Origin of the sequence: Sporosarcina sp. HYO08 (assembly GCF_001563475.1) — a bacterium.
Classification (GTDB): Bacteria; Bacillota; Bacilli; order Bacillales_A; family Planococcaceae; genus Sporosarcina.
In genome coordinates, this window is record NZ_LPUT01000001.1 from 182,504 (window position 1) to 203,200 (window position 20,697).

Annotated in this window: 16 protein-coding genes; 11 read left to right on the plus strand and 5 right to left on the minus strand. The window is 40.6% G+C overall.

Annotated elements, in window-relative coordinates:
* Window positions 1-3 precede the first annotated feature (3 nt).
* Entirely contained in the window at window positions 4-651 is a 648-nt protein-coding gene (locus tag AU377_RS00910; RefSeq protein ID WP_067402704.1) for an acetoin utilization AcuB family protein, read from the minus strand.
* A gap of 17 nt (window positions 652-668) precedes the next feature.
* Complete coding sequence (locus AU377_RS00915; protein WP_067402707.1) at window positions 669-1,301, minus strand: GNAT family N-acetyltransferase; 633 nt, start codon at window positions 1,299-1,301, stop codon at window positions 669-671.
* Window positions 1,302-1,470: 169 nt separating this feature from the next.
* On the opposite strand from AU377_RS00915, the gene acsA reads away from it, so the two are divergent.
* The gene (acsA, locus tag AU377_RS00920; protein ID WP_067402709.1) at window positions 1,471-3,189 is read left to right on the plus strand and encodes an acetate--CoA ligase; all 1,719 of its coding nucleotides are present in this window, start codon (window positions 1,471-1,473) and stop codon (window positions 3,187-3,189) included.
* Between the two features lie 126 nt (window positions 3,190-3,315).
* Here the strand turns inward: acsA and AU377_RS00925 are convergent, their stop codons facing one another.
* Window positions 3,316-6,306: a transglycosylase domain-containing protein gene (locus AU377_RS00925; protein WP_067402712.1), complete on the minus strand. Its 2,991-nt coding sequence runs from the start codon at window positions 6,304-6,306 to the stop codon at window positions 3,316-3,318.
* Window positions 6,307-6,668: 362 nt separating this feature from the next.
* Here AU377_RS00925 and tyrS point away from each other — a divergent pair, with 362 nt between their 5' ends.
* Both tyrS and AU377_RS00935 read left to right on the plus strand, forming a co-directional pair.
* A complete protein-coding gene (tyrS, locus tag AU377_RS00930; RefSeq protein ID WP_067402715.1) occupies window positions 6,669-7,934 on the plus strand; it encodes a tyrosine--tRNA ligase in 1,266 nt (421 codons plus the stop codon).
* 132 nt (window positions 7,935-8,066) lie between these two features.
* Window positions 8,067-8,825, plus strand: a complete 759-nt coding sequence (locus AU377_RS00935; RefSeq protein ID WP_067402718.1) for an N-acetylmuramoyl-L-alanine amidase — start codon at window positions 8,067-8,069, stop codon at window positions 8,823-8,825.
* A 179-nt stretch (window positions 8,826-9,004) separates the two neighbouring features.
* Here AU377_RS00935 and rpsD read toward each other — a convergent pair whose 3' ends face one another.
* On the minus strand, window positions 9,005-9,607 hold the full coding sequence (gene rpsD, locus AU377_RS00940; RefSeq protein WP_067402721.1) for a 30S ribosomal protein S4: 603 nt from the start codon (window positions 9,605-9,607) through the stop codon (window positions 9,005-9,007).
* Between the two features lie 344 nt (window positions 9,608-9,951).
* Here rpsD and AU377_RS00945 point away from each other — a divergent pair, with 344 nt between their 5' ends.
* Both AU377_RS00945 and megL read left to right on the plus strand, forming a co-directional pair.
* Window positions 9,952-11,409, plus strand: a complete 1,458-nt coding sequence (locus AU377_RS00945) for a GGDEF domain-containing protein (protein WP_067402724.1) — start codon at window positions 9,952-9,954, stop codon at window positions 11,407-11,409.
* Window positions 11,410-11,531: 122 nt separating this feature from the next.
* A complete protein-coding gene (gene megL, locus AU377_RS00950; protein WP_067402729.1) occupies window positions 11,532-12,743 on the plus strand; it encodes a methionine gamma-lyase in 1,212 nt (403 codons plus the stop codon).
* Window positions 12,744-12,796: 53 nt separating this feature from the next.
* Here megL and AU377_RS00955 read toward each other — a convergent pair whose 3' ends face one another.
* Window positions 12,797-13,279: a GAF domain-containing protein gene (locus AU377_RS00955; protein ID WP_067402732.1), complete on the minus strand. Its 483-nt coding sequence runs from the start codon at window positions 13,277-13,279 to the stop codon at window positions 12,797-12,799.
* Between the two features lie 198 nt (window positions 13,280-13,477).
* Between AU377_RS00955 and ezrA the strand changes: the two genes are divergently transcribed.
* From ezrA to rarD, 6 genes are all read left to right on the plus strand, one after another.
* Entirely contained in the window at window positions 13,478-15,169 is a 1,692-nt protein-coding gene (gene ezrA / locus AU377_RS00960) for a septation ring formation regulator EzrA (protein WP_067402735.1), read from the plus strand.
* 86 nt (window positions 15,170-15,255) lie between these two features.
* Window positions 15,256-16,410 carry a cysteine desulfurase family protein gene (locus tag AU377_RS00965; RefSeq protein WP_067402738.1) on the plus strand — a complete coding sequence of 385 codons (1,155 nt, stop codon included), beginning with the start codon at window positions 15,256-15,258 and terminating at the stop codon, window positions 16,408-16,410.
* Entirely contained in the window at window positions 16,397-17,599 is a 1,203-nt protein-coding gene (thiI, locus tag AU377_RS00970) for a tRNA uracil 4-sulfurtransferase ThiI (RefSeq protein WP_067402742.1), read from the plus strand. The genes AU377_RS00965 and thiI overlap by 14 nt, the downstream gene beginning before the upstream one ends.
* Before the next feature lie 82 nt (window positions 17,600-17,681).
* Window positions 17,682-17,891 (plus strand): alpha/beta-type small acid-soluble spore protein, encoded by a 210-nt coding sequence (locus AU377_RS00975; RefSeq protein ID WP_067402745.1) that lies wholly within the window; start codon window positions 17,682-17,684, stop codon window positions 17,889-17,891.
* A gap of 146 nt (window positions 17,892-18,037) precedes the next feature.
* Window positions 18,038-19,615: an acyl-CoA synthetase gene (locus tag AU377_RS00980; protein ID WP_067402748.1), complete on the plus strand. Its 1,578-nt coding sequence runs from the start codon at window positions 18,038-18,040 to the stop codon at window positions 19,613-19,615.
* Between the two features lie 167 nt (window positions 19,616-19,782).
* Window positions 19,783-20,691 (plus strand): EamA family transporter RarD, encoded by a 909-nt coding sequence (gene rarD / locus AU377_RS00985; protein WP_067402751.1) that lies wholly within the window; start codon window positions 19,783-19,785, stop codon window positions 20,689-20,691.
* Window positions 20,692-20,697 lie beyond the last annotated feature (6 nt).

The following is a 20,697-nucleotide window of genomic DNA, read 5'->3' on the forward strand; positions in this document are numbered from 1 at the left end:
TACTCATTGATTCATTCCCGGAAAGTTTGGCCAAAGGACATCAAACCCGCGATCTTTGAGTCCGTTGATAATATGTAGTGGATTCATAGAATTGATCCGAATAACAAGAATTCTATTCGAAGCATTTTCCTGATCTGGATAGACAAGGATACTTAGGACATTTGTCTTCAACTCATAGAAAACCTTTGAAACTTCAAAAAGAATGCCCGGCTCATTTGGCACTTTAATTTCAATTTGGGAGCCGGGTTGATGAGCACCGGTTAATTCAATATATTTATATAACAAGTCTGTTTCTGTAATAATGCCTACTAACTTATGATTTGAAATGATTGGAAGCGAGCCAATTTTGTTGTCGTAGAAAATAACAGCAGCTTCTTCTACGAAGTCCATTGGATGGCCCACGATCGGATTTTTGGTCATCACTTCAGCAAGGGGCGTTTCGTAAGCAGCCGCTTTGTTTTGTTCCGCAAAAGATGACGGTACAACTCCTTTTAAATCTCGGTCTGACAAAATGCCAACGAGCGTGTCATCATCTGTTAAAATGGGCAGATGGCGAATCCTCTCGTTGCGCATAATAAGCAATGCATCTTGTACAGTGTGAGTGGGAGAAAGTGTTAAGACATCTTTTTTCATAATTTCTTCGATTAACATCTAAACACCTCCAAATATTAGTACATGAACCGATTGATGAAGCGTAGGCTATCGAATTGTTGGATCGATTCCTGGTCAATGCGCTCCCCAATTCTTGCCATTAAACAATTAGCTGGATGAGAGCTAATTTCAGGATCATCTGTTGCGTAATATTCCAATCCGCCTGCACTCATCATTTTCTCCATTATTTTTCTATATTCCCAAACATTGAGTTTTGTCCCTTTTAAGTCCCAATGCCAGTAATATTCTGTCGTTAAAATGATATAGTCTTCCATTGCATCATCCATCATGGACACTTCTAGTAGTGCTTTACCGACGCCGCCTTCACGAAACTTTGGGATGATTTCTATTGCACCGAGTTCTATTAAATTTTTCATATTACCTTGCGACCATCGCTCAAGCGGATCTGGATATAAAAATGTTACATATCCAACAATCACATTTCGATCACGGACAATGATGATTCGTCCTTCCGGCAATTGCGCAATTTCAATTAATGCCTGATGTTGTTGGTCGGAAGGACGAAAAGCGATAAGTTCTTTGTGGAACTCAAGATTGGTCAATTCTGTTGGAGAAATGGGACCCTCTACAATAACCGCACCATTTTTATGCTTAACTTCCATAGCATTATACGTTTTAATATGTTTCACAGTTTTCCACCGCCTTACTAAAGTACATATACTTTTAGTATACAACAAACACACAAATAATGGATGCTTCTGTATTTTTGAAAAGTTTATTAAGAAGACAAAAAGAGTTGGTAAATTTGGAGAAAAATGATGTACAATGGAAATATTAATTTTTGGAAGGGTGAAATGTATGGTAGTTAAAACATTACCGGTTGTTCAGGGGAATTATCAATTGGGGGATTATAATTCTGCAGTGCAACAATTCAACTGGTCAGACATCGAAAAAGAATTTAGTTGGCATGAAACAGGGCGTGTGAATATTGCCCATGAAGCGGTAGATCGTCATGCGAATTCATTCCGAAAAAACAAAGTGGCACTCTATTTCCAAGATCCAAACAGAAAAGAGGCCTATACGTATGACCAAATGAAACGCATGTCTAATAAAGCAGCTAATGTATTGTCCAATCATTCTTCACTTGAAAAAGGGGATCGGATTTTCATTTTTATGCCGAGATCTCCGGAACTGTACTTTTCATTATTAGGTGCATTAAAAGTTGGCGCAATTGTTGGACCACTTTTTGAGGCATTTATGGAAGGTGCTGTATACGATCGACTATCTGACAGTGAAGCAAAGGTATTAATTACAACACCGGAACTTTTAAACCGTGTGCCAATTGAAAAATTACCGCATTTAAAGACGGTATTTCTTGTCGGAGACAACGTTGAGGAGAAGGGAATCTTCGTTGATTTCAATAAATATATGAAAGAAGCTTCGTCTAAATTTGATGTTGTATGGCTCGATCGTGAGTCCCCAACATTACTTCACTATACATCCGGCTCGACAGGCAAGCCGAAAGGGATTGTGCATGTTCAAGAAGCGATGGTGCAACAATTGCAAACGACGCGCTGGGTACTCGATTTAAGAGATGAAGATGTGTTCTGGTGCACGGCGGATCCGGGCTGGATTACCGGGACTGCCTATGGTATTTTCGGTCCGATGATTGCGGGTGCAACGAGTCTAGTATTAGGCGGCAGATTCTCAACAGATGCTTGGTATCAAGCAATCGAAGAATATGGTGTAACCGTTTGGTACAGCGCACCAACAGCATTCCGTATGTTAATGGGAGCTGGAGAAGGTCCATTGAGCAAGTATGATCTTTCTTCACTGCGCCATATTTTATCTGTAGGAGAGCCGCTAAATCCAGAAGTCATTCGATGGGGAATGGATGTTTTTAACTTACGGATCCATGATACTTGGTGGATGACGGAAACGGGTGCGCAAACGATTTGTAACTTTGGTTCTTTGCCGATTAAACCAGGCTCGATGGGTAAACCAGTTCCGGGAATTGAAGTGGCAATCGTGGATAACCAAGGAAATGTGCTGCCGCCAAACCGTATGGGGAACTTGGCGATTAAAAAAGGTTGGCCCGCTATGATGCGTCAAATTTGGAACAACCAAGAGAAGTATGATTCTTATTTCTTGAATAACGAATGGTATGTTTCTGGGGATTCAGCCTATATGGATGAGGAGGGTTATTTCTTCTTCCAAGGCCGTGTCGATGATGTCATTATGACGAGCGGCGAACGTGTCGGACCGTTCGAAGTCGAAAGCAAGTTGCTAGAACACCCAGCAATTGTTGAAGCGGGTGTCATTGGTAAGCCTGATCCGATTCGCGGTGAAGTCATCAAAGCATTCGTTGCCTTGCATGATGGCTATGAACCTTCTGAGGAATTGGAAGAAGATATTAAACAATTCGTCAAAAAAGGGCTTGCAGCACATGCTGCACCTCGTGAAATTGAATTTAAGGACAAGCTGCCTAAAACACGCAGCGGTAAAATTATGCGACGCGTGTTGAAAGCTTGGGAGCTTAATTTGCCGACAGGTGATTTGTCGACGATGGAAGATTGATAAATTTTATGAAGCATGTCTACTGTAATGGTGGACATGCTTTTTGTGAAAATAGTAAAAATCAAAACAGCGGGGCTGTCCTAGAAGTGCCTGGCACTTTGTTTTAGGACGGCCTCGCTGTTTTTTTTATTGTTTTGTTTTTCCGTTTTCCTCGTCGGCGGGCGGTGATGTATCGTTGTTGCCATTGCCGCCATTACTATTATTGTTGCCATTTCCGTTATTGTTATTTCCAGCATTCTCACCGTTGCCATTATTGCTGTCCCCGTTGTTAGGGGGTGTTGGTTTTGTTGGAGTTGTCGTTCCAGGTTGTTGTGTTTCTGGCTCCGACTTCTCCAGCCCTTGATTAGGTTCCGTGGCCCCGATCGTCACAACATTGGACGGTGCAGATAATAGTCCTGTAATGTCAACAGCTCTCACAGTATACGAACCTGCGCCAATTGTATAGGAATGTGCGGAACCATCTCGAATCGTGGCAATTTTTCTGCCGCCTTCATAGACGTAATAACCGATCACGTCATTCGATGCGGAGTGTCCCCATGTCATTGTCGCTCCGTTCACTGCTACACTTACTGCGGCTGGTGGTGCGGAATCGGCATTGAAAACGGATCCGGATACAACATGTGTTGAAAATCTAGAGTTCGCAGGGAAGAGTCTTGCTGGATTTCCTTTCCATGGTCCTAGCATTCTGTCGATAAAGGCTTTGTTAACGCCAACACCTCCAGCTGTGATAAATTCTGCTGGTGTTGAAGGCAATGGTTGGTATCTGACTCCTTTTACTGAGACAGAAGACGATGAAGTAATGCTGTCGTCGGCCTTATTCGGTACCATTACTTTTGCATTAAAGAGATCCGAACGAACGAGACCGGCAGTTGAACAGCCTGCCGATGGAGCCATTCCAGAAATGCCGCAAAATGATCTTGTTACAACGCCTTCCGGCCATTTAAATCGATCGCCGGCTCCGACAAGTTCAGGTGTGACTTCATTCGCAGCATTCATAAATCTGCCGAATAACATGCTTGTCCTTGTCGTTGGATGCAATGTTTTGCTTTGCAAACCTCTTGGGAATAAACCGCGTTTTTGTCCATTAACCATTTTATCTTTATATCCGAGCCAAACGCCGAGTGAAACATTTGGATTATAGCCGACGATCCAAGCATCTCCATAAAAATCCGTTGTCCCTGTTTTGAGCGCGAGATCTGGACGGAAATTCATGTACTTTGGAACTTGAGAACCTGTTCCAGGTGCTTTCAATACATCTCGCAGCATATCGGTAATAATATAGGCTGTTTGTGGACTAAACACGTCGACTGGTTCGACTTTATGCTCATAAACGATATTGCCCGACATATCCTCAATTTTTTCGATCATGTACGATTCGATGAACTGTCCGTCATTCGCAAAGGTCGAGAATGCATTTGTATTTTCTTCAACGCTTACACCGACTGCCATACCACCGTAAGATGCTGAGTAGTTTTCATAATCACCAGGTTGGAGCTTGCTAAATTTCATTTTCTCTAGAAACTCTGCAGGTCTTCTGTCGATAATATCCCGATATAGTCTTGCTGTTGCAAGGTTTAACGAGCGTGCTAACGCCTCACGAGCAGGAATAATACCCATCTCTTGAGATGCCAAATAGTTGCTTGGCGCCCATCCGCCTACTCTAAATTTAACATCAACGACTGGACTTCCAGCACCAATCACACCATATTCAATGGCAGGTGCATAGACAAGCAGCGGTTTCATCGAAGAACCATTTTGGCGATAGGCTTGTGTCGCATGGTTTACATTTGTCAGTTCAAAATCACGGCCGCCAACAAAGGATAAAATACGACCTGTGTGGTTTTCAATCATAATTGCCCCAACTTGAACTGGATCCTCGTAATATTCAACTTCCCCAGTTTCGGGGTCTTTTCTCTCCCGTGTATACGTAAATCCATAATGATTAAATGAATTGGCGACTTCGTTCATTCTGTCAAAAAGTTTTTGGTTAACTGTAGAGAAAATACGATACCCATCATTTTTCATTGACCGTGTCGCGAGAATTGCGTATTTTTCAGAAAGCTTTTTTTCCTTATCCAATCGCTCCGGATCAACACCGTCTTTTTCAGCAAGTATTCTTGCTAAAATTTCAACTGTACGGTTTTGAATTTCCTGTGTTAAATACGGATAGCGCTCATTTGCGCGTTTTTCCGGATCGCGGAAATCTTTTGTAATATCATAAGCGATTGCTTCATTATATTGTGCTTCTGTAATATAGCCTGTCTCTTTCATGCGAAACAGAACGGTTTGCATTCGATTAATCCCTGGTTTTAAATATTCAGCTTCTTTTACACCACCGCCGCTTTTAAAGGGGGTGTAGGCAAAAGGTGCTTGTGGAATACCTGCAATAAATGCTGCCTGCGGCAAATTTAATTCACTTGCTTTCTTATTAAAAATGCCGCCCGCTGCAGTTTCAATTCCAGCAATGTTTTGTCCGTTGGCATTTCTGCCGTAAGGAATAATATTCAAATATGCCTCTAAAATTTCATTTTTTTTCATAAAATGCTCAAGTCGCATGGCGAGCAAAATTTCTTTTGCCTTTCGTTCGTAAGAAATTTCATTCGTTAGCACTTGGTTTTTGATCAATTGCTGTGTAAGCGTTGAGCCGCCCGTTTGACTGGCCGAGTTGGAGACGTCTTGGAAAATCCCGCGAAAGACAGCTTTTGGCACGATGCCATTATGTTCTTCAAAGTACTCATCTTCTGTAGCCAAAACAGCATCGATGACATATTTAGATACATTTTCAAGCTTTGTTTCTTTTCTTTCTAAGTCTGCATTGACTTTACCGATATAGACCCCATCGGCAAAATAAAGCTCAGACGTTTCCTCATAATTAAAAATGGCATCCCGCATTTCCTTTTTAGTCCGCAGCGGTTCTTTTTCAACTAGAGAGGCAAAATAACCTGCACCTACTGAAGCTGCAAATACAGTAAAGGTAAGCCCGAATATGATCATAACAATAAAAAGATTCCAAAAAACACCGGATGTAATTCGCATTCTTTTTGCCCATTTTGTTTGTTGGAAACTTTCATATTTTTCTTCTAGTTGGTCTATCCGATTTTTTTTATGTTCGGTCACTAAAATCCCCCCTAAAATCGATTTCAATTATAACATATTATCATTATGTTCATTGAAAGTATTTGACAACTTCTAAAAATCGTTTAAACTTAAGGAAGTATAAATTTTTACACGTTGAAAAAGTCGAAGTAGCGGCGGTAAAACTGATTTAGAGAGACAGCGGTTGGTGAAAGCTGTTCGGTGTACCGATTGTGAATTACAGCTTTGGAGTGTAACGCAGACGCTGCGATAATACGTTTTGAAAGCGGAGAAATTGTTCTCAAGCCGGGTGGTACCGCGTTATGTAGTATGTAACGTCCCTGCATGATTTTTAATCATGTAGGGGCGTTTTTTATTTTGATGAATAGTTGGAGGGATTCAGAATGACGAATGCATTGATGGAAGATTTAAAATGGAGAGGACTCGTCTACCAACAAACAGACGAAGAAGGCTTGGCTGCTGTATTAAATGAAGAGAAAATTGGACTTTATTGCGGTGTAGACCCAACGGCCGACAGTATGCATATCGGACATATCGTACCTATGTTAACACTCCGTCGATTCCAAATGCATGGACATCGTCCAATTTTACTCGTAGGCGGCGCAACGGGCATGATCGGTGATCCATCCGGAAGGACGGAAGAAAGGCAACTTCAGACGACTGAGCAAATTGCAAAAAACGTGGAAGGTATTCAAAAACAGTTACAGCGAATTTTCGATTTTGAAGTTGAAAATGGCGCACGATTAGTTAATAACAATGACTGGATTGGATCTATGACGATGATCGAGTTCTTACGTGACTATGGAAAACTGCTCGGTGTCAATTACATGTTGGCAAAAGATAATGTTGCCTCTCGTTTAGAAAGTGGCATTTCTTTCACAGAGTTTTCCTACATGCTCATTCAAGGAATTGACTTTAACCATTTATTTGACAACTATGGCTGCCGTGTACAAATCGGCGGTTCTGACCAATGGGGGAATATTACAACAGGACTAGAAGTTATTCGTAAAATGCATGAAGAAGAAGTGAAGGCGTTTGGCATTACGATACCACTTGTTACGAAAGCAGATGGGACGAAGTTTGGAAAATCTGCGGGCGGGGCAGTCTGGCTTGATGCTGAAAAAACTTCCCCGTATGAATTTTATCAGTTCTGGATTAATACAGCTGACGCAGATGTGGTAAAATACTTAAAGATTTTCACATTTTTAAGTCGAGAAGAGATCGAAAAGCTTGAAGTAGCTGTGCAAGAAGAACCACATTTACGTCAAGCACAACAATCTTTAGCGGAAGAAATGACCCGTCTTATCCATGGTCAAGAAGCGCTGGATCAAGCGATTCGAATTTCAAAAGCTTTATTCAGCGGTGATTTAAAGCTGCTTTCTGTTGAAGAAATGAAAGATGCATTTAAAGATGTGCCTTCAGTTGAAATGGCAAAAGAAGAGAAAAATATTGTAGATTTCATCGTTGAAGCCGGTGTTTCTTCGTCGAAACGTCAAGCCCGTGAAGACATCACGAACGGAGCGATTTCATTTAATGGGGAGCGCGTGACGGATACAGCTTACGAAGTCAGCGCTACAGATCGTTTGCAGGATGCCTTTACGATTATCCGCCGCGGGAAGAAAAAATATACGATGGTTAAATTTGTATAAATTAAAAATGTCGTTTTCCGAAAGGAAAACGGCATTTTTTATGGCTGTTATTTGCGCGATTAATGCACCATATCAAGTTTAAGGGTATATATATAAATAGATTGCCTTGAGAAAGAAATAAGGACGTGGAGAATGACCAAAATCATCTGCATAGACCCCGGTCATGGCGGGATCGATCCGGGGGGAGGGTCGAATGCTTACTGGAAAGAGAAAGATTTAACGCTGGATATTTCTTTTGAGCAAAAACGGCATTTCGAGCGTAACGGCATAAAAGTTGTGATGACGCGTACAAGAGACGAGTATCTTGGCCCCACAACAAGAACTAATCGCGTGAAAGCCTCGGGGGCTGACTACTGCATTTGCAATCATATAAACTCCGGCGGCGGAGAGGGCGCCGAGGTGATCTATTCTATTTATGATCGACCAACCATTGCCAATGGCATTTTAGATGCCCTTGTCAATCAAGGAGCGAAGCGAAGAAAGACATATACTCGAAAAGCCTTTAATGGCGACTACTATTATATGCATCGAATGACGGGAAAAGTCCGTACAGTCATTGTTGAATATGGATTCGCAGATCATACAGCAGACATGAAAAAATTGCTTCATAATTGGCGGCAATATGCTGAAGCGGTTGCGAAGTATTATATTGTCCGTGTTTTTGGACAACGGTATATATCGGAAAAGAAGGAGGTTCGCTATTTGGATTTAACGGATCAGCAAAAAGAAGAGATGGCTGCCATTTATAAGCTTGCACGTGAGAAAGGGATTTTTTCATCCGCAGAACATGAAAAAAATGTAAAAGAAGGCACACTTCCAATTGACGACGCGATTTTTCTTGCATCCGCTCTTGCGGGAGCTGCACTAAACGGGGGAAAACGGGTAAAGTGAGAAAACATTAAAAAAGCCGCCATCTTATAAAGAGCTGGCGGCTTTTAACAGTCATCTAACTGTTGTACAGTCATTATGTCCTTTACATTGAAAAAATAAACTGCCAAATATCACCAATTTGAAAACCCCGAAACGATTGTTTCAGGGTTTTCAATACTGCTAATTGCAAAGTGATTTTATTAACGAGAGTAGAACTCAACGATAAGTGCTTCGTTAATTTCTGAATTCAATTCGCTGCGCTCAGGCATACGAACGAATTGACCAACTTTTGCGTCATTGTTGAAAGAAACGTACTCAGGAACAAAGTTGTTCACTTCGATAGCTTCATTTACAATGTCAAGGTTTTGAGATTTTTCACGAAGAGAGATCTCTTGACCAGGTTTTACGCTGTAAGATGGGATGTCAACACGTTTACCATCAACCATTACGTGGCCGTGGTTTACAAGTTGGCGAGCTGCGCGGCGAGTGCGCGCAAGACCCATGCGGTATACTAGGTTGTCTAGGCGAGTTTCAAGAAGGATCATGAAGTTTTCACCGTGTTTACCTGGCATTTTACCAGCTTTGTTGAAAATCGTTTTAAATTGACGTTCGTTCACTCCGTACATGAAACGAAGTTTTTGTTTTTCTTGTAATTGCATTCCGTATTCGGAAAGTTTTTTACGTTGGTTTGGACCGTGTTGTCCTGGTGCGTAAGGACGTTTTTCAATTTCTTTACCTGTGCCGCTTAGTGAAATACCAAGGCGACGGGATAGTTTCCAAGATGGACCTGTATAACGAGCCATGAATGACTCCTCCTCTGTTTTGGTTTTATTTTGTATAAAATAAGAACCAGATGTGTTCAATTCGCATGCCATTCTATCATCTTGCAACTTCGCCTCTGCAGCCAAGAGGTTACACAATGCACCTTTTGAAAGGAATAGACTGGACAATCCGAAACACACAACTGCTGCAAATATTTTACACATCAACCATCTTAACAAAGAACGAAAACATAGTCAAGCATCTTGTTTCGACAAATATATACATATTAAGACCTATATTTGTATTTGTCTTTATAGTTCTATTGGATTAGAATAGACATATAATTGTGGGATTATTTTAGCGGTGAAGTAGAGGTGATTTTTTTATGTCAGATCAAGAGCTCGTTTTATACCAATTTAAAAGTGAACTAATGAACTTATGGACGGAAGTAACAACTTTACATTCATACGAACAATGGTTTGAAATTATGGTGCCGAAATTACGACTTTTTTTCGATATAGAAAAGGCAGATTATTTTGTTTACGAAAGTGGTTATTTTAAACCACTCAACCATCGGAATACTTTAACAACTATAAAAGTCATTCAAATTAATATAGAAGAAATTGAAGAGATGGCTGCTCAAGATTTTCCCTATGCCAAATTTTCGGATGCAGGTTATGAATATGCGGACAGTTATTTACTTTTTCACGGTCCAAAGCGAGGGCAGGTCGGGCTCTTTTTATTTAAAACAACTGCGAAGTGGCGTGAATTTGCCGATACACCCCATCTTGAAGAGTTTAAAAAAGTAGTGAATGATTACATAATCGCAGTTTGGAAAATGGTATTATTGGTGCAAAAAGAACAGTATCAAGGTGTATTATTGCAGTTGTCGGAATTGCTAAATGCTACAACTGATCGTCAGGTCATTTTTGACGAATTTTTAAAAGTAGTTTCGGAATCATTCCCCACATCTGATCTAAAACTATTTTTAACAAACGGAAGAGAAGATCTCGCAGGACGGGGTCTCGTATTTCATCTTGAAAATGGTGATGGGTCAATTGCGCAAACAATGATCACCCGGAAATCCAATATTGAGAAAACAGCAGATGGTTTGTCGATTAAATTCAATGTACCGATCAATGGAAGACAACAAACGCACGGTGTTTTACAGGTTCAAGTGGGTATTCATACACGTTTTTCAAGCATCGATCAAGGATATTTAGAAAACCTTTCAACTATTGTCGGATGTGCGATCGAAAAAGCAAACTTGCAAGAAGAATCCCATAAGCTTATTGAGGGCTTGCGGCTTGTCAATGAATCCACAAAAAAATTACAGCACCAATTGCAAGATCTCATTGACCGTGATCATTTAACACAGTTGTACACGCGCAGTTATATGGAAAAGGTGATGCGAGAAGCACTTGAACATGATGAAAAAGGAGTCTTTCTTTTAATGGACGTGGATAACTTTAAACAAGTGAACGATGAATTTGGACACGCTGCTGGGGATGAAGTGCTCAAACAAATTGCTGCTTTTTTACAATCAGAAATCGATGGGAAAGGCATTGCAGGAAGATGGGGCGGAGAAGAATTTACCATTTATTTGCCAATGACAGACCATGCTGATGCGACCACATTGACGAATCGGATTTTAAAAGAAATACCTAAACGGACATTACCGCAAGTGACCGTGTCGATTGGGAAATTTGTATGGACTTACAAACATGAATTGACCTATGAAGAACTGTTCCAATTCACAGACAAAGCGCTCTATAGGGCTAAGCATTTTGGCAAGAACCAAGTAGTTACTTTCCTAAATGAGGATTCTATGAACTTGAATTGATAAAAAAAGCGTAGAAACTTGTCGAATTGGGCTGTCGTCTTGCGCATACCGACTAAAAAAGGGTAGACTAGAAGAAAGGTGATATGTGATTCTTTTGAATTGCGAGAAAGGAAGTGGCGGCAGTGAAAGAACGACAACTGCACAAAGACACAAAGGTTATTCATGAAGGCTATAATGACAAAGATTTTGGCGGCAGTTTAACTGTTCCTTTATTCCAAACATCAACTTATTCTTTTGATGATGCAAGACAAGGGGAACGTCGTTTTTCGGGTGAGGAAGAAGGCTATATTTACTCGCGGCTTGGAAATCCTACGGTTCATGTATTAGAAGAGCGAATTGCTTCACTTGAAAATGGCGGCGGGGCGTTGGCGTTCGGATCAGGGATGGCAGCGGTCAGTACATTGCTTGTTCATTTAACAAAGTCGGGAGATCATATTTTATGCACACGGGGCATTTACGGGTGTACTTTTGGGTTGTTAAAGATCATGGCGGAAAAATATAATATTACGCACGATCTTGTGCAAATGGGAACGGAAGAAGAAATCGAAAAAGCTATTAGGCCTGAAACAGTCTGTATTTATGTTGAATCCCCGATCAATCCAACGATGGAACTCGTTGATTTACATGCGGTCGTAAACGTAGCTAAACGCCATGGCTTACGGGTCGTAGTCGATAATACATTTTCATCTCCTTATTTGCAAAACCCGCTTTCAATTGGCGCTGACTTTGTGTTGCATAGTGCGACAAAGTATATTAATGGGCACGGAGATGTAATCGCGGGTCTGTTGATCGGGAAAGAAAAAGACGAGATAGAGAAAATTCGACTCACCATTCAAAAAGATTACGGAGGCATTATATCTCCATTTGATGCATGGCTATTAATCAGAGGATTGAAGACATTGCCAGTCCGGATGGAACGTCATTCTTCGAATGCAGAAAAATTGATTAACTATTTGAAGAAAGAGAAACTTGTCGATGAAATATTTTATCCGTTCGATCCAGATAATCCACTGTATGAGATCGCAAAACGACAAATGCGTGCAGGCGGGGGGCTTATTTCATTTACAGTTAAAGGTGGAAAAGAAGCAGCGCAGTTATTCCTGGATAGTCTATCCCTTATTAAAATCGCTGTAAGCTTAGGGGATGCCGAAACACTGATTCAACATCCGGCAACGATGACCCATTCTAGTGTCCCAGAACAAGATCGTCTTCAAATGGGGATTACAGATTCTTTGATCCGTCTTTCAGTTGGCTTAGAGCATGCGGAAGATTTGATCGCTGACTTAGAATCAGCCTTTAGGATAGTAGAAGCTTCGGTGTCGGAGCGCGCATAAAAGAAACTGGGCAGTCCGGAACGGTCAGGACTGTCCAGTTTTTTTACAATGGATTAAATATGTTTCATTAAAATACTTACAAATTGTTCAAGTCCCTTTTGATCATCCTCTGTAAATCGATCTAATTCTGGACTGTCGATATCCAATACACCGTGCAAGACGCCATCCTTCAATAGCGGAACAACAATTTCAGATTGCGATGCGGCATCGCAAACGATATGACCTGGAAAAGCATTCACATCCGGAACAATAATGGTTTCTTTTTGTTTCGCAGACGCACCGCAAACACCTTTCCCTAACGGAATCCGAATGCAGGCCGGCAGTCCTTGGAACGGCCCAAGTACAAGCTCGTCATCACCATCCATTAAATAAAACCCGACCCAGTTAATGCGGTCGAAAAATTGGTTAAGCAATGCAGATGCGTTGCTTAAATTGGCATATTTATTTTTTTCGCCCGTTAATAATGCATCGAGCTGGTTTGCCAGTTGGTTATATTGTTCAGCGACATCTGTTGAATAATTGATTGATACGAACAAGTTAAACGCCCCCAGATTTATGATGTACTAGAAGTATATCGGTTTCCTATATTTCACACAAGATTCGCGTGAAATTACAAGGAAAACAGATTTTCCCTAGAAATCATTCGAATTCGCGACTTTGTGTGCAAAAACATGGTATTATATAAAAGGTAGTATCATCTCATCGTAACAGTGACACGGAATAGGAGGAGCACGATGAAATTCTTCATCATTCCAATAGTGCTATTGATTGCATTGGCAATTCTCGCTTTTTTATTTAGGCGCAAACATATACAAGAAATTGGACGACTTGAAACGGAAAAACTACAAATTCAAAATAAGCCGATCATAGAAGAAATGACTAAAGTGAAACAATTGAATATGACAGGTGAAACAGAAGAAAAATTTGAGCGCTGGCGCAATGAATGGACAGAGGTAGCTGATGTCCAAATGCCAGAAATTGATACATTGCTTTTTGATGTTGAAGATATGGTCGATCGTTTTCGCTTTAGAAAGGCTACAGAAATTGAAAAAGAAATACGAGAGAAAATTCGTCTTTGTGATAAGAAGATGAACAATATTTTACAAGAGTTAAATGAATTAATCGGTAGTGAAGAAAAAAATCGCATTGAGATGGAAAAGTTAAAAGAACAGCACCGGGCAGCGCGGAAAACCGTTCTCGCTCATCAGCATTCTTTTGGAATGACAGCCAATCCGCTTGAAAGAGAATTAGAAGCATTTAATCCGAAATTTCAAGAATACGAAGAGCTTACAGCCAATGGGAATTACTTGCTTGCAAGAGAAATTGTCATTACATTATCCGCGCAAGGGGAACGATTGTTTACTTTAATCCGCGATATTCCACTACTTCTTTCTGAATTGCAAAGTAAGATTCCAGCATCGATTCGCGAACTTCGAAACGGTATTAGGGAAATGGAAGGCCAATCCTATTACTTGGAACATCTAGGTCTACTCAATCATCTGGACACAATTGAAACCGAATTGCAGGAGTTGCTAGAAAAAATGGCGACGTTGGAAGTTGAATTTGTACAACAACGGGTCATCGACATCAATGATCGAATTGAATCTTGTTATGATATGCTTGAAAAAGAAGTGACAGCTAAGCATTATGTAGAAGAATATTATGATCGCGTTGCGGGAAAGTTAACATCAATCATAATGGAAGCGAGAGAAACATCAAACGAAGCAATTTACGTTCAGCAAAGTTACCGCATCGATGAAAGTGAAGCGCAAATTCCACAGCAATCCTTAAAGAAATTGGAAATACTGGAAAGTCGTTTTGAGGTACTTACAACTCGTTTAGAAGGACAAACATCTGCATTTACCGGTTTACAGGATGAATTGGAAAGCATTTTTGAGGAACTAGCCAAAATTTCGGAAGAACAAGAGAGCTTTACGAATCGTTTAGAGAATCTGCGGCTTGACGAGAAGGCTGTAAGAACGAAGCTTGAAGAGCTTTCCCGAAAATTACAAAATGCTGAACGAAAACTACATCGTGGAAATATCCCTGGAATACCTGATGATATGGAAGCGCGCTTAGAAGAGGCAGATGAACAAATTTACCTTGTCGATCAATGTTTACAAGAAGTGCCGCTTAGCATGGCGCTTGTTGACTCTTATTTAGAAAATGCTGAAAAAGTTGTTCAAGAAGTGAATGATAAAATAGAAGAATTGATTGAAAACGTTATGCTGACTGAATGGATTATCCAGTACGGCAATCGGTACCGGGCAACACATCCTGACATGCATGAGCGACTTTTAGATGCTGAAGAATCATTTAGACAGTTTCGCTACACAAAAGCACTGGAGGAAGCGGCTACTGCGGTTGAAGAAGTTGAGCCAGGTGCGATGAAAAAAATTCAAGAGCTTGTGAAAGAACAAGTTTGACTTGATCAGATTGAAAAAGAAATACAACAGCCACCAGCAAGTCATTGCAGGTGGCTTTGTCACGCTTATTATGAAAGGAAGAGAAGATGATTTATTTTGATAATAGTGCAACGACCCAGCTCGATGACCGCATTCTTCAGTCTTACATTGAAGTGAATAAACGCTATTACGCAAATCCTGCATCCCTGCATTTAAAAGGAAAAGAAGCGGAAGCTTTACTAGAGCGATCCCGGGCACAAATTTTGTCTATTTTAGGTGCACCTAATGGCGAAGTTATTTTTACTTCCGGTGGGACGGAAGCCAATAATTTGGCGGTAATCGGTTTAGCAAAGGCGCTTCAGTCGAGAGGGAACCATCTCATTACTTCAAAAATTGAGCATCCATCTATTTTGCGTGCGATGGAGTATTTGGAAGCGCAAGGGTTTGAAGTGGATTATTTACCAGTAAATACTGACGGTGTCATTTCTATAGAAGACTTAGAAGCTGCAATTAGAAAAGATACAATCGTTGTAAGTATCATGCATGTCAATAACGAAATTGGCGCTGTTCAGCCCATTGAAGCGATCAGTCAAATGATCAAGCAAAAATCGAGAGCAGTCTTCCATTCAGATGCGGTACAAAGCTTTGGAAAGCTACCCATCCAATTAGATGCAAAAGGACCGGATATGATCACTATTTCTGCCCATAAAATTCATGGTCTAAAAGGCTCTGGTTTATTGGCAATGAAAAAGGGTGTCATTCCACATGCGATAAATTTCGGAGGCGGACAAGAAAAAGGCCTCAGGAGTGGAACAGTGTCTGTTCCGGATGCTGTTTCCTTAGCTAAATCCATTCGTTTAAATGCAGTGGAAGAAGAAAGAAAGGATTTCAGGCAATGGCGAAATCAGTTAATACAATTTGTTGATCAGTATGTGCGAAAGGATCAAATACTTGTATTAGCGCCGGAACAGGCAAGTCCACATATACTTACGATTGCTTTTCAACATATTAAAGGTGAAGTGGCCGTTAACTTTTTCCAAGAAAAAGGGATTACACTTTCGACATCCAGTGCATGTTCATCGAAAAGCGGGAATGCTGGGCATGTCATTGAAGCACTTGGCATTCCTCAAAAATATAAAAATGGTGTCATTCGTATAAGCTTTGGCAATATGAATAGCGATCAGCAGATTGAGGAATTTAAAAAAATACTAGCATCGTTTATGGAATTACTTGGAAGGGGACAACATGATGAAGTGGAATGAACTGCTAATTAGATATGGAGAACTTTCATTAAAAGGACGAAATCGAAATATGTTTGTCCGTAAATTACGGAATAATATACAGTCGGCGTTGCATGATTTGCGATCGATTAAACTTACATCTGACCGTGACCGTATGTTTCTGACAGCAAATGATCAAGATGAGATGGAAATTGCGATTAAAAGGCTTTCGCATGTTTTTGGTATTCAATCTTTTAGCCCGGTTGCAAAGTGTGAAGCAACACTGGAAGCGATCAAAGAAACGGCGATTCATGTGATCGGATCTGATGAAACAGCAGACAAAACATTTAAAGTCGAAATTAAACGAATCGATAAATCCTTTCCTTATGTAACTGGAGAGCTCCAACAAGAAATTGGCGCACATGTGCTAAGGAATTTTCCTGAACTAGGTGTGAAAATGAAAAAGCCTGATATTTTACTTCATGTTGAGATTCGACAAGATGGTGCGTATCTCACATCAAAGGTATATCAAGGGGCAGGCGGCATGCCGATCGGTTCAAATGGTCATTCGCTTTTAATGTTATCTGGTGGAATCGATAGTCCTGTTGCCGGCTATTTAATGATGAAACGCGGCGTCTCTTTAGATGCTATTCACTTTGCAAGCCCGCCATTTACAAGTGAAATGGCAAAGAAAAAAGTAATGGATTTAGCGACGCAGTTAAGTTCTTTTGGAGCGTCTGTCAAGCTTCATATTATTCCATTTACTGAAATTCAACAAATGATTGTTCATCAAGTGCCGGATAATCTATCCATGACGACAACGCGGCGTGTCATGCTGCAAATTGCGGATCAAGTGCGCCAAGAAGCAGAGGCGCTCGCAATTGTGACAGGCGAAAGTCTTGGTCAAGTTGCGAGTCAAACGCTAGATAGTTTAACGGCGATTAACGCGGTCACGTCAACACCTATTTTACGTCCATTAATTGCGGCAGATAAGCTGGAAATTATCGATCTTGCTCAAAAAATTGGCACATACGATATTTCCATTCAGCCATATGAAGATTGCTGTACGATCTTTACACCGGCTAATCCAAAAACAAAACCGAAGCTTCAGAAAGTGGAGTATTATGAAAGCTTTTCTGATTTTGAACCAATGATCGAAAAAGCCGTTCAAGAACGTACCGTTATAGAGCTGCCAATTCAGGAAACCGATGAGTTTGAAAGTCTGCTTTAATTTGTAAAAATTACCATTCAATCCTCCTGTATGAAATTCCGGATACGGAACATTCTATAGTCAACAAGGAGGTGAGAGACAGATGGCAAACAACAACAGCGGAAATTCAAACCAACTTTTGGTGCCAGGTGTACAACAAGCACTTGACCAAATGAAAAACGAAATCGCAGCGGAATTTGGAGTGCAACTAGGAGCTGAAGCTTCATCGCGTGCCAACGGATCCGTCGGCGGAGAAATTACTAAGCGATTAGTGCGACAAGCTCAACAACAAATGAAAGGCTTTCAGCAATAATCACTAACAATCAGCTGTTCCGAAAAATTTCGGGACAGCTTTTTGTATGTAGTATTTCCTGTAAAACCGAAACTAGAACATTTTTTAAAAATAAATTCTCTTTCATTCTAATGGTGATATAATGAGGGAAAAAGGGAGAGTGCCACATGAACAGAGATGAATTAGTAGCACCCGAACAGTATAATATTGTGGATGAATTTGAAAAGTTTGCGACGGGTGAAGGCAGAAAAGCACTGAAATTTGTGAATCAACAACAAGAAGCGAAAGAAATTACATACGATTCACTTCTGGAAATGGCAAATCGAGCTGCAAATGTTTTTCAAAAAAATGGATTAGAAAAAGGCGATGTCGTTCTTGTTATGGTACCTCGAATGATAGAAGCTTATGTTACGTATATTGGTGCGCTAAAAGCGGGGCTTGTTGTTATTCCTAGCTCAGAAATGCTAAGGGCGGCAGACATTGACTATCGATTGGCGCACAGCGGCGCAAAGGCAATTGTTGCTTATGAAGCCTTTACAGATCAATTTCAAGATGTAAAACAACTGAACAATGTACAACTTTTTGTAATTGGAAAAGCAGTAGAAGGGCAATTATCTTTAACCGAGCAGATGGAAACTGTTACATCTGCTTTCGATGCACCTGCCATCAAAAGTACAGATACAGCATTTCTATCTTACACATCCGGGACAACAGGAGAACCAAAAGGCGTTGTTCATACGCATGGTTGGGGCTATGCGCATCTTCGAACGACTGGTCCAAATTGGCTAGGAATTCAGGAAGGCGATGTTGTCTGGGCGACTGCAGCACCTGGTTGGCAAAAATGGATTTGGACACCTTTTCTTTCCGTTCTTGGAAGTGGAGCAACGGGACTGGTTTACAATGGGAAATTTGATATACAAACGTACTTTCAGCTCATCGAAACGTATCAAGTGAATGTTTTATGTTGTACACCTACTGAGTATCGATTTATGGCCAAGGCAGAAAATCTTGGACAACAGAACTTATCCTCTATTCGTAGTGCAGTCTCCGCAGGTGAACCTTTAAATCGTGAAGTCATTGACATATTCCAAAATGTTTTTTCACTGCAAGTTCGAGATGGCTATGGTCAAACTGAAAACACACTTCTTGTAGGAACGATGCTCGGAATGGAACCGAAATCGGGCTCAATGGGCAAGCCGACACCAGGCAATCGGGTAGATATTATTAATGAATACGGAGAGGTTGCTGCAGTGGGTGAAGTTGGAGATATTGCAGTTCACGTTTCAACTCCTGCCTTATTTAAAGAATATTTAAATGATCCAGAGCGAACGCAGATGCAATTCCGAGGAGACTATTATGTCACTGGCGACCAGGCAAAAATGGACGAAGAAGGCTATTTTTGGTTTGAAGGAAGAGGCGATGACATCATTATTAGTTCGGGCTATACAATTGGACCATTCGAAGTGGAAGATGCCTTAACGAAGCATCCTGCTGTCAAGGAATGTGCGGTTGTCGCAAGCCCAGATCCAGATCGGGGAGCTGTTGTTAAAGCTTTTGTTGTCCTTCGGGATCCTACGAAAAAAGATGAAGCAGCGAATCTTATTACCGAACTGCAGGAGCATGTAAAATCATTAACGGCCCCTTATAAGTATCCGCGAAAAATTGAATTTATCGATGACCTTCCAAAGACTGCATCAGGTAAAATCATGCGTGTACAGCTTAGAAAAAAAGAACAAGAGCAATAATACAATATTCCGCCTTGGAACGATATCCAAAGGCGGAGTTTTTTATTCGACAGAAAGTCCCAGCAACAAGGTGATTTTCAGTTAAAAAAATACTTTGCGTATTGTCTAAAGGAGGTCTATAATTAATTTATTATTTCGGAAACAAAAATAGTAAGGGGGATTGCCCGTTGCCATCAGAAAAAAGCGGCGTCCTCTGGGCTGTAAGTTCCTATATCGTATGGGGTGTAATGCCCATTTATTGGAAAAGCCTCGAGCATGTCGGCAGTGCGGAAATATTAGTCAGTCGTATTATTTGGGCATTCATTTTAACGTGGATCGTCATTTTGCTAATAGGAAAAGGAAAAGAGTTACAAGCAGATTTGAAAGCACTTCGGCGATCGAAAAAAGATTTTTGGTTATTATTTATGGCTTCGGCACTCGTTTCGAGTAACTGGTTTGTATACATATGGGCAGTGAATCATAACTTTATCGTACAAACGAGCTTAGGTTATTATATTAACCCACTTATCTCTGTCCTCTTAGGTGTTTTTTTCTTAAAAGAAAAACTATCCGGTTCACATCAAATTGCTTTTTTACTTGCAGCAATTGGTGTAGCCATTTTGACGATATCCTACGGGCAGTTTCCATGGCTCGCGGCCTATTTAGCGATTACGTTTGCTGTTTATGGGTTGATCAAAAAACAAATTCAGCTGGATGCACTGCGTGGACTAACCATTGAAACATTACTTATCACGCCTTTTGCCTTGCTATACTATGTATGGATGTTTTTCAATGAGTCAGTAAGTATCTTTCATGTGTCGTTTAGCACAGATCTATTGCTCATCTTGACGGGTGCAGTGACAGCGTTGCCGCTCGTTTTGTATGCGAAAGGTGTTCAGCAAATTCCGTTATATGTAGCTGGATTCCTTCAATATATTGCACCTACCATGATTTTAATGATCGGTGTCTTTATTTATAAAGAATCATTTGGTGCTATTGACTTGCTGTCATTTTCTTTTATCTGGTCTGCGTTATTATTATTTACATTGTCGAAATTAATAGAACTGTTCAAAACAAAAAGAAGTCAACTATTATAAGTTGGC

Coding starts and splice junctions, on each gene's coding strand:
- AU377_RS00965 (WP_067402738.1), top strand. CDS start 15,256: ATGATTTATTTTGATAATAGTGCAACGACCCAGCTCGATGACCGCATT.
- tyrS (WP_067402715.1), top strand. CDS start 6,669: ATGACGAATGCATTGATGGAAGATTTAAAATGGAGAGGACTCGTCTAC.
- AU377_RS00980 (WP_067402748.1), top strand. CDS start 18,038: ATGAACAGAGATGAATTAGTAGCACCCGAACAGTATAATATTGTGGAT.
- thiI (WP_067402742.1), top strand. CDS start 16,397: ATGAAGTGGAATGAACTGCTAATTAGATATGGAGAACTTTCATTAAAA.
- AU377_RS00975 (WP_067402745.1), top strand. CDS start 17,682: ATGGCAAACAACAACAGCGGAAATTCAAACCAACTTTTGGTGCCAGGT.
- rpsD (WP_067402721.1), bottom strand. CDS start 9,607: ATGGCTCGTTATACAGGTCCATCTTGGAAACTATCCCGTCGCCTTGGT.
- AU377_RS00910 (WP_067402704.1), bottom strand. CDS start 651: ATGTTAATCGAAGAAATTATGAAAAAAGATGTCTTAACACTTTCTCCC.
- AU377_RS00945 (WP_067402724.1), top strand. CDS start 9,952: ATGTCAGATCAAGAGCTCGTTTTATACCAATTTAAAAGTGAACTAATG.
- acsA (WP_067402709.1), top strand. CDS start 1,471: ATGGTAGTTAAAACATTACCGGTTGTTCAGGGGAATTATCAATTGGGG.
- ezrA (WP_067402735.1), top strand. CDS start 13,478: ATGAAATTCTTCATCATTCCAATAGTGCTATTGATTGCATTGGCAATT.
- AU377_RS00935 (WP_067402718.1), top strand. CDS start 8,067: ATGACCAAAATCATCTGCATAGACCCCGGTCATGGCGGGATCGATCCG.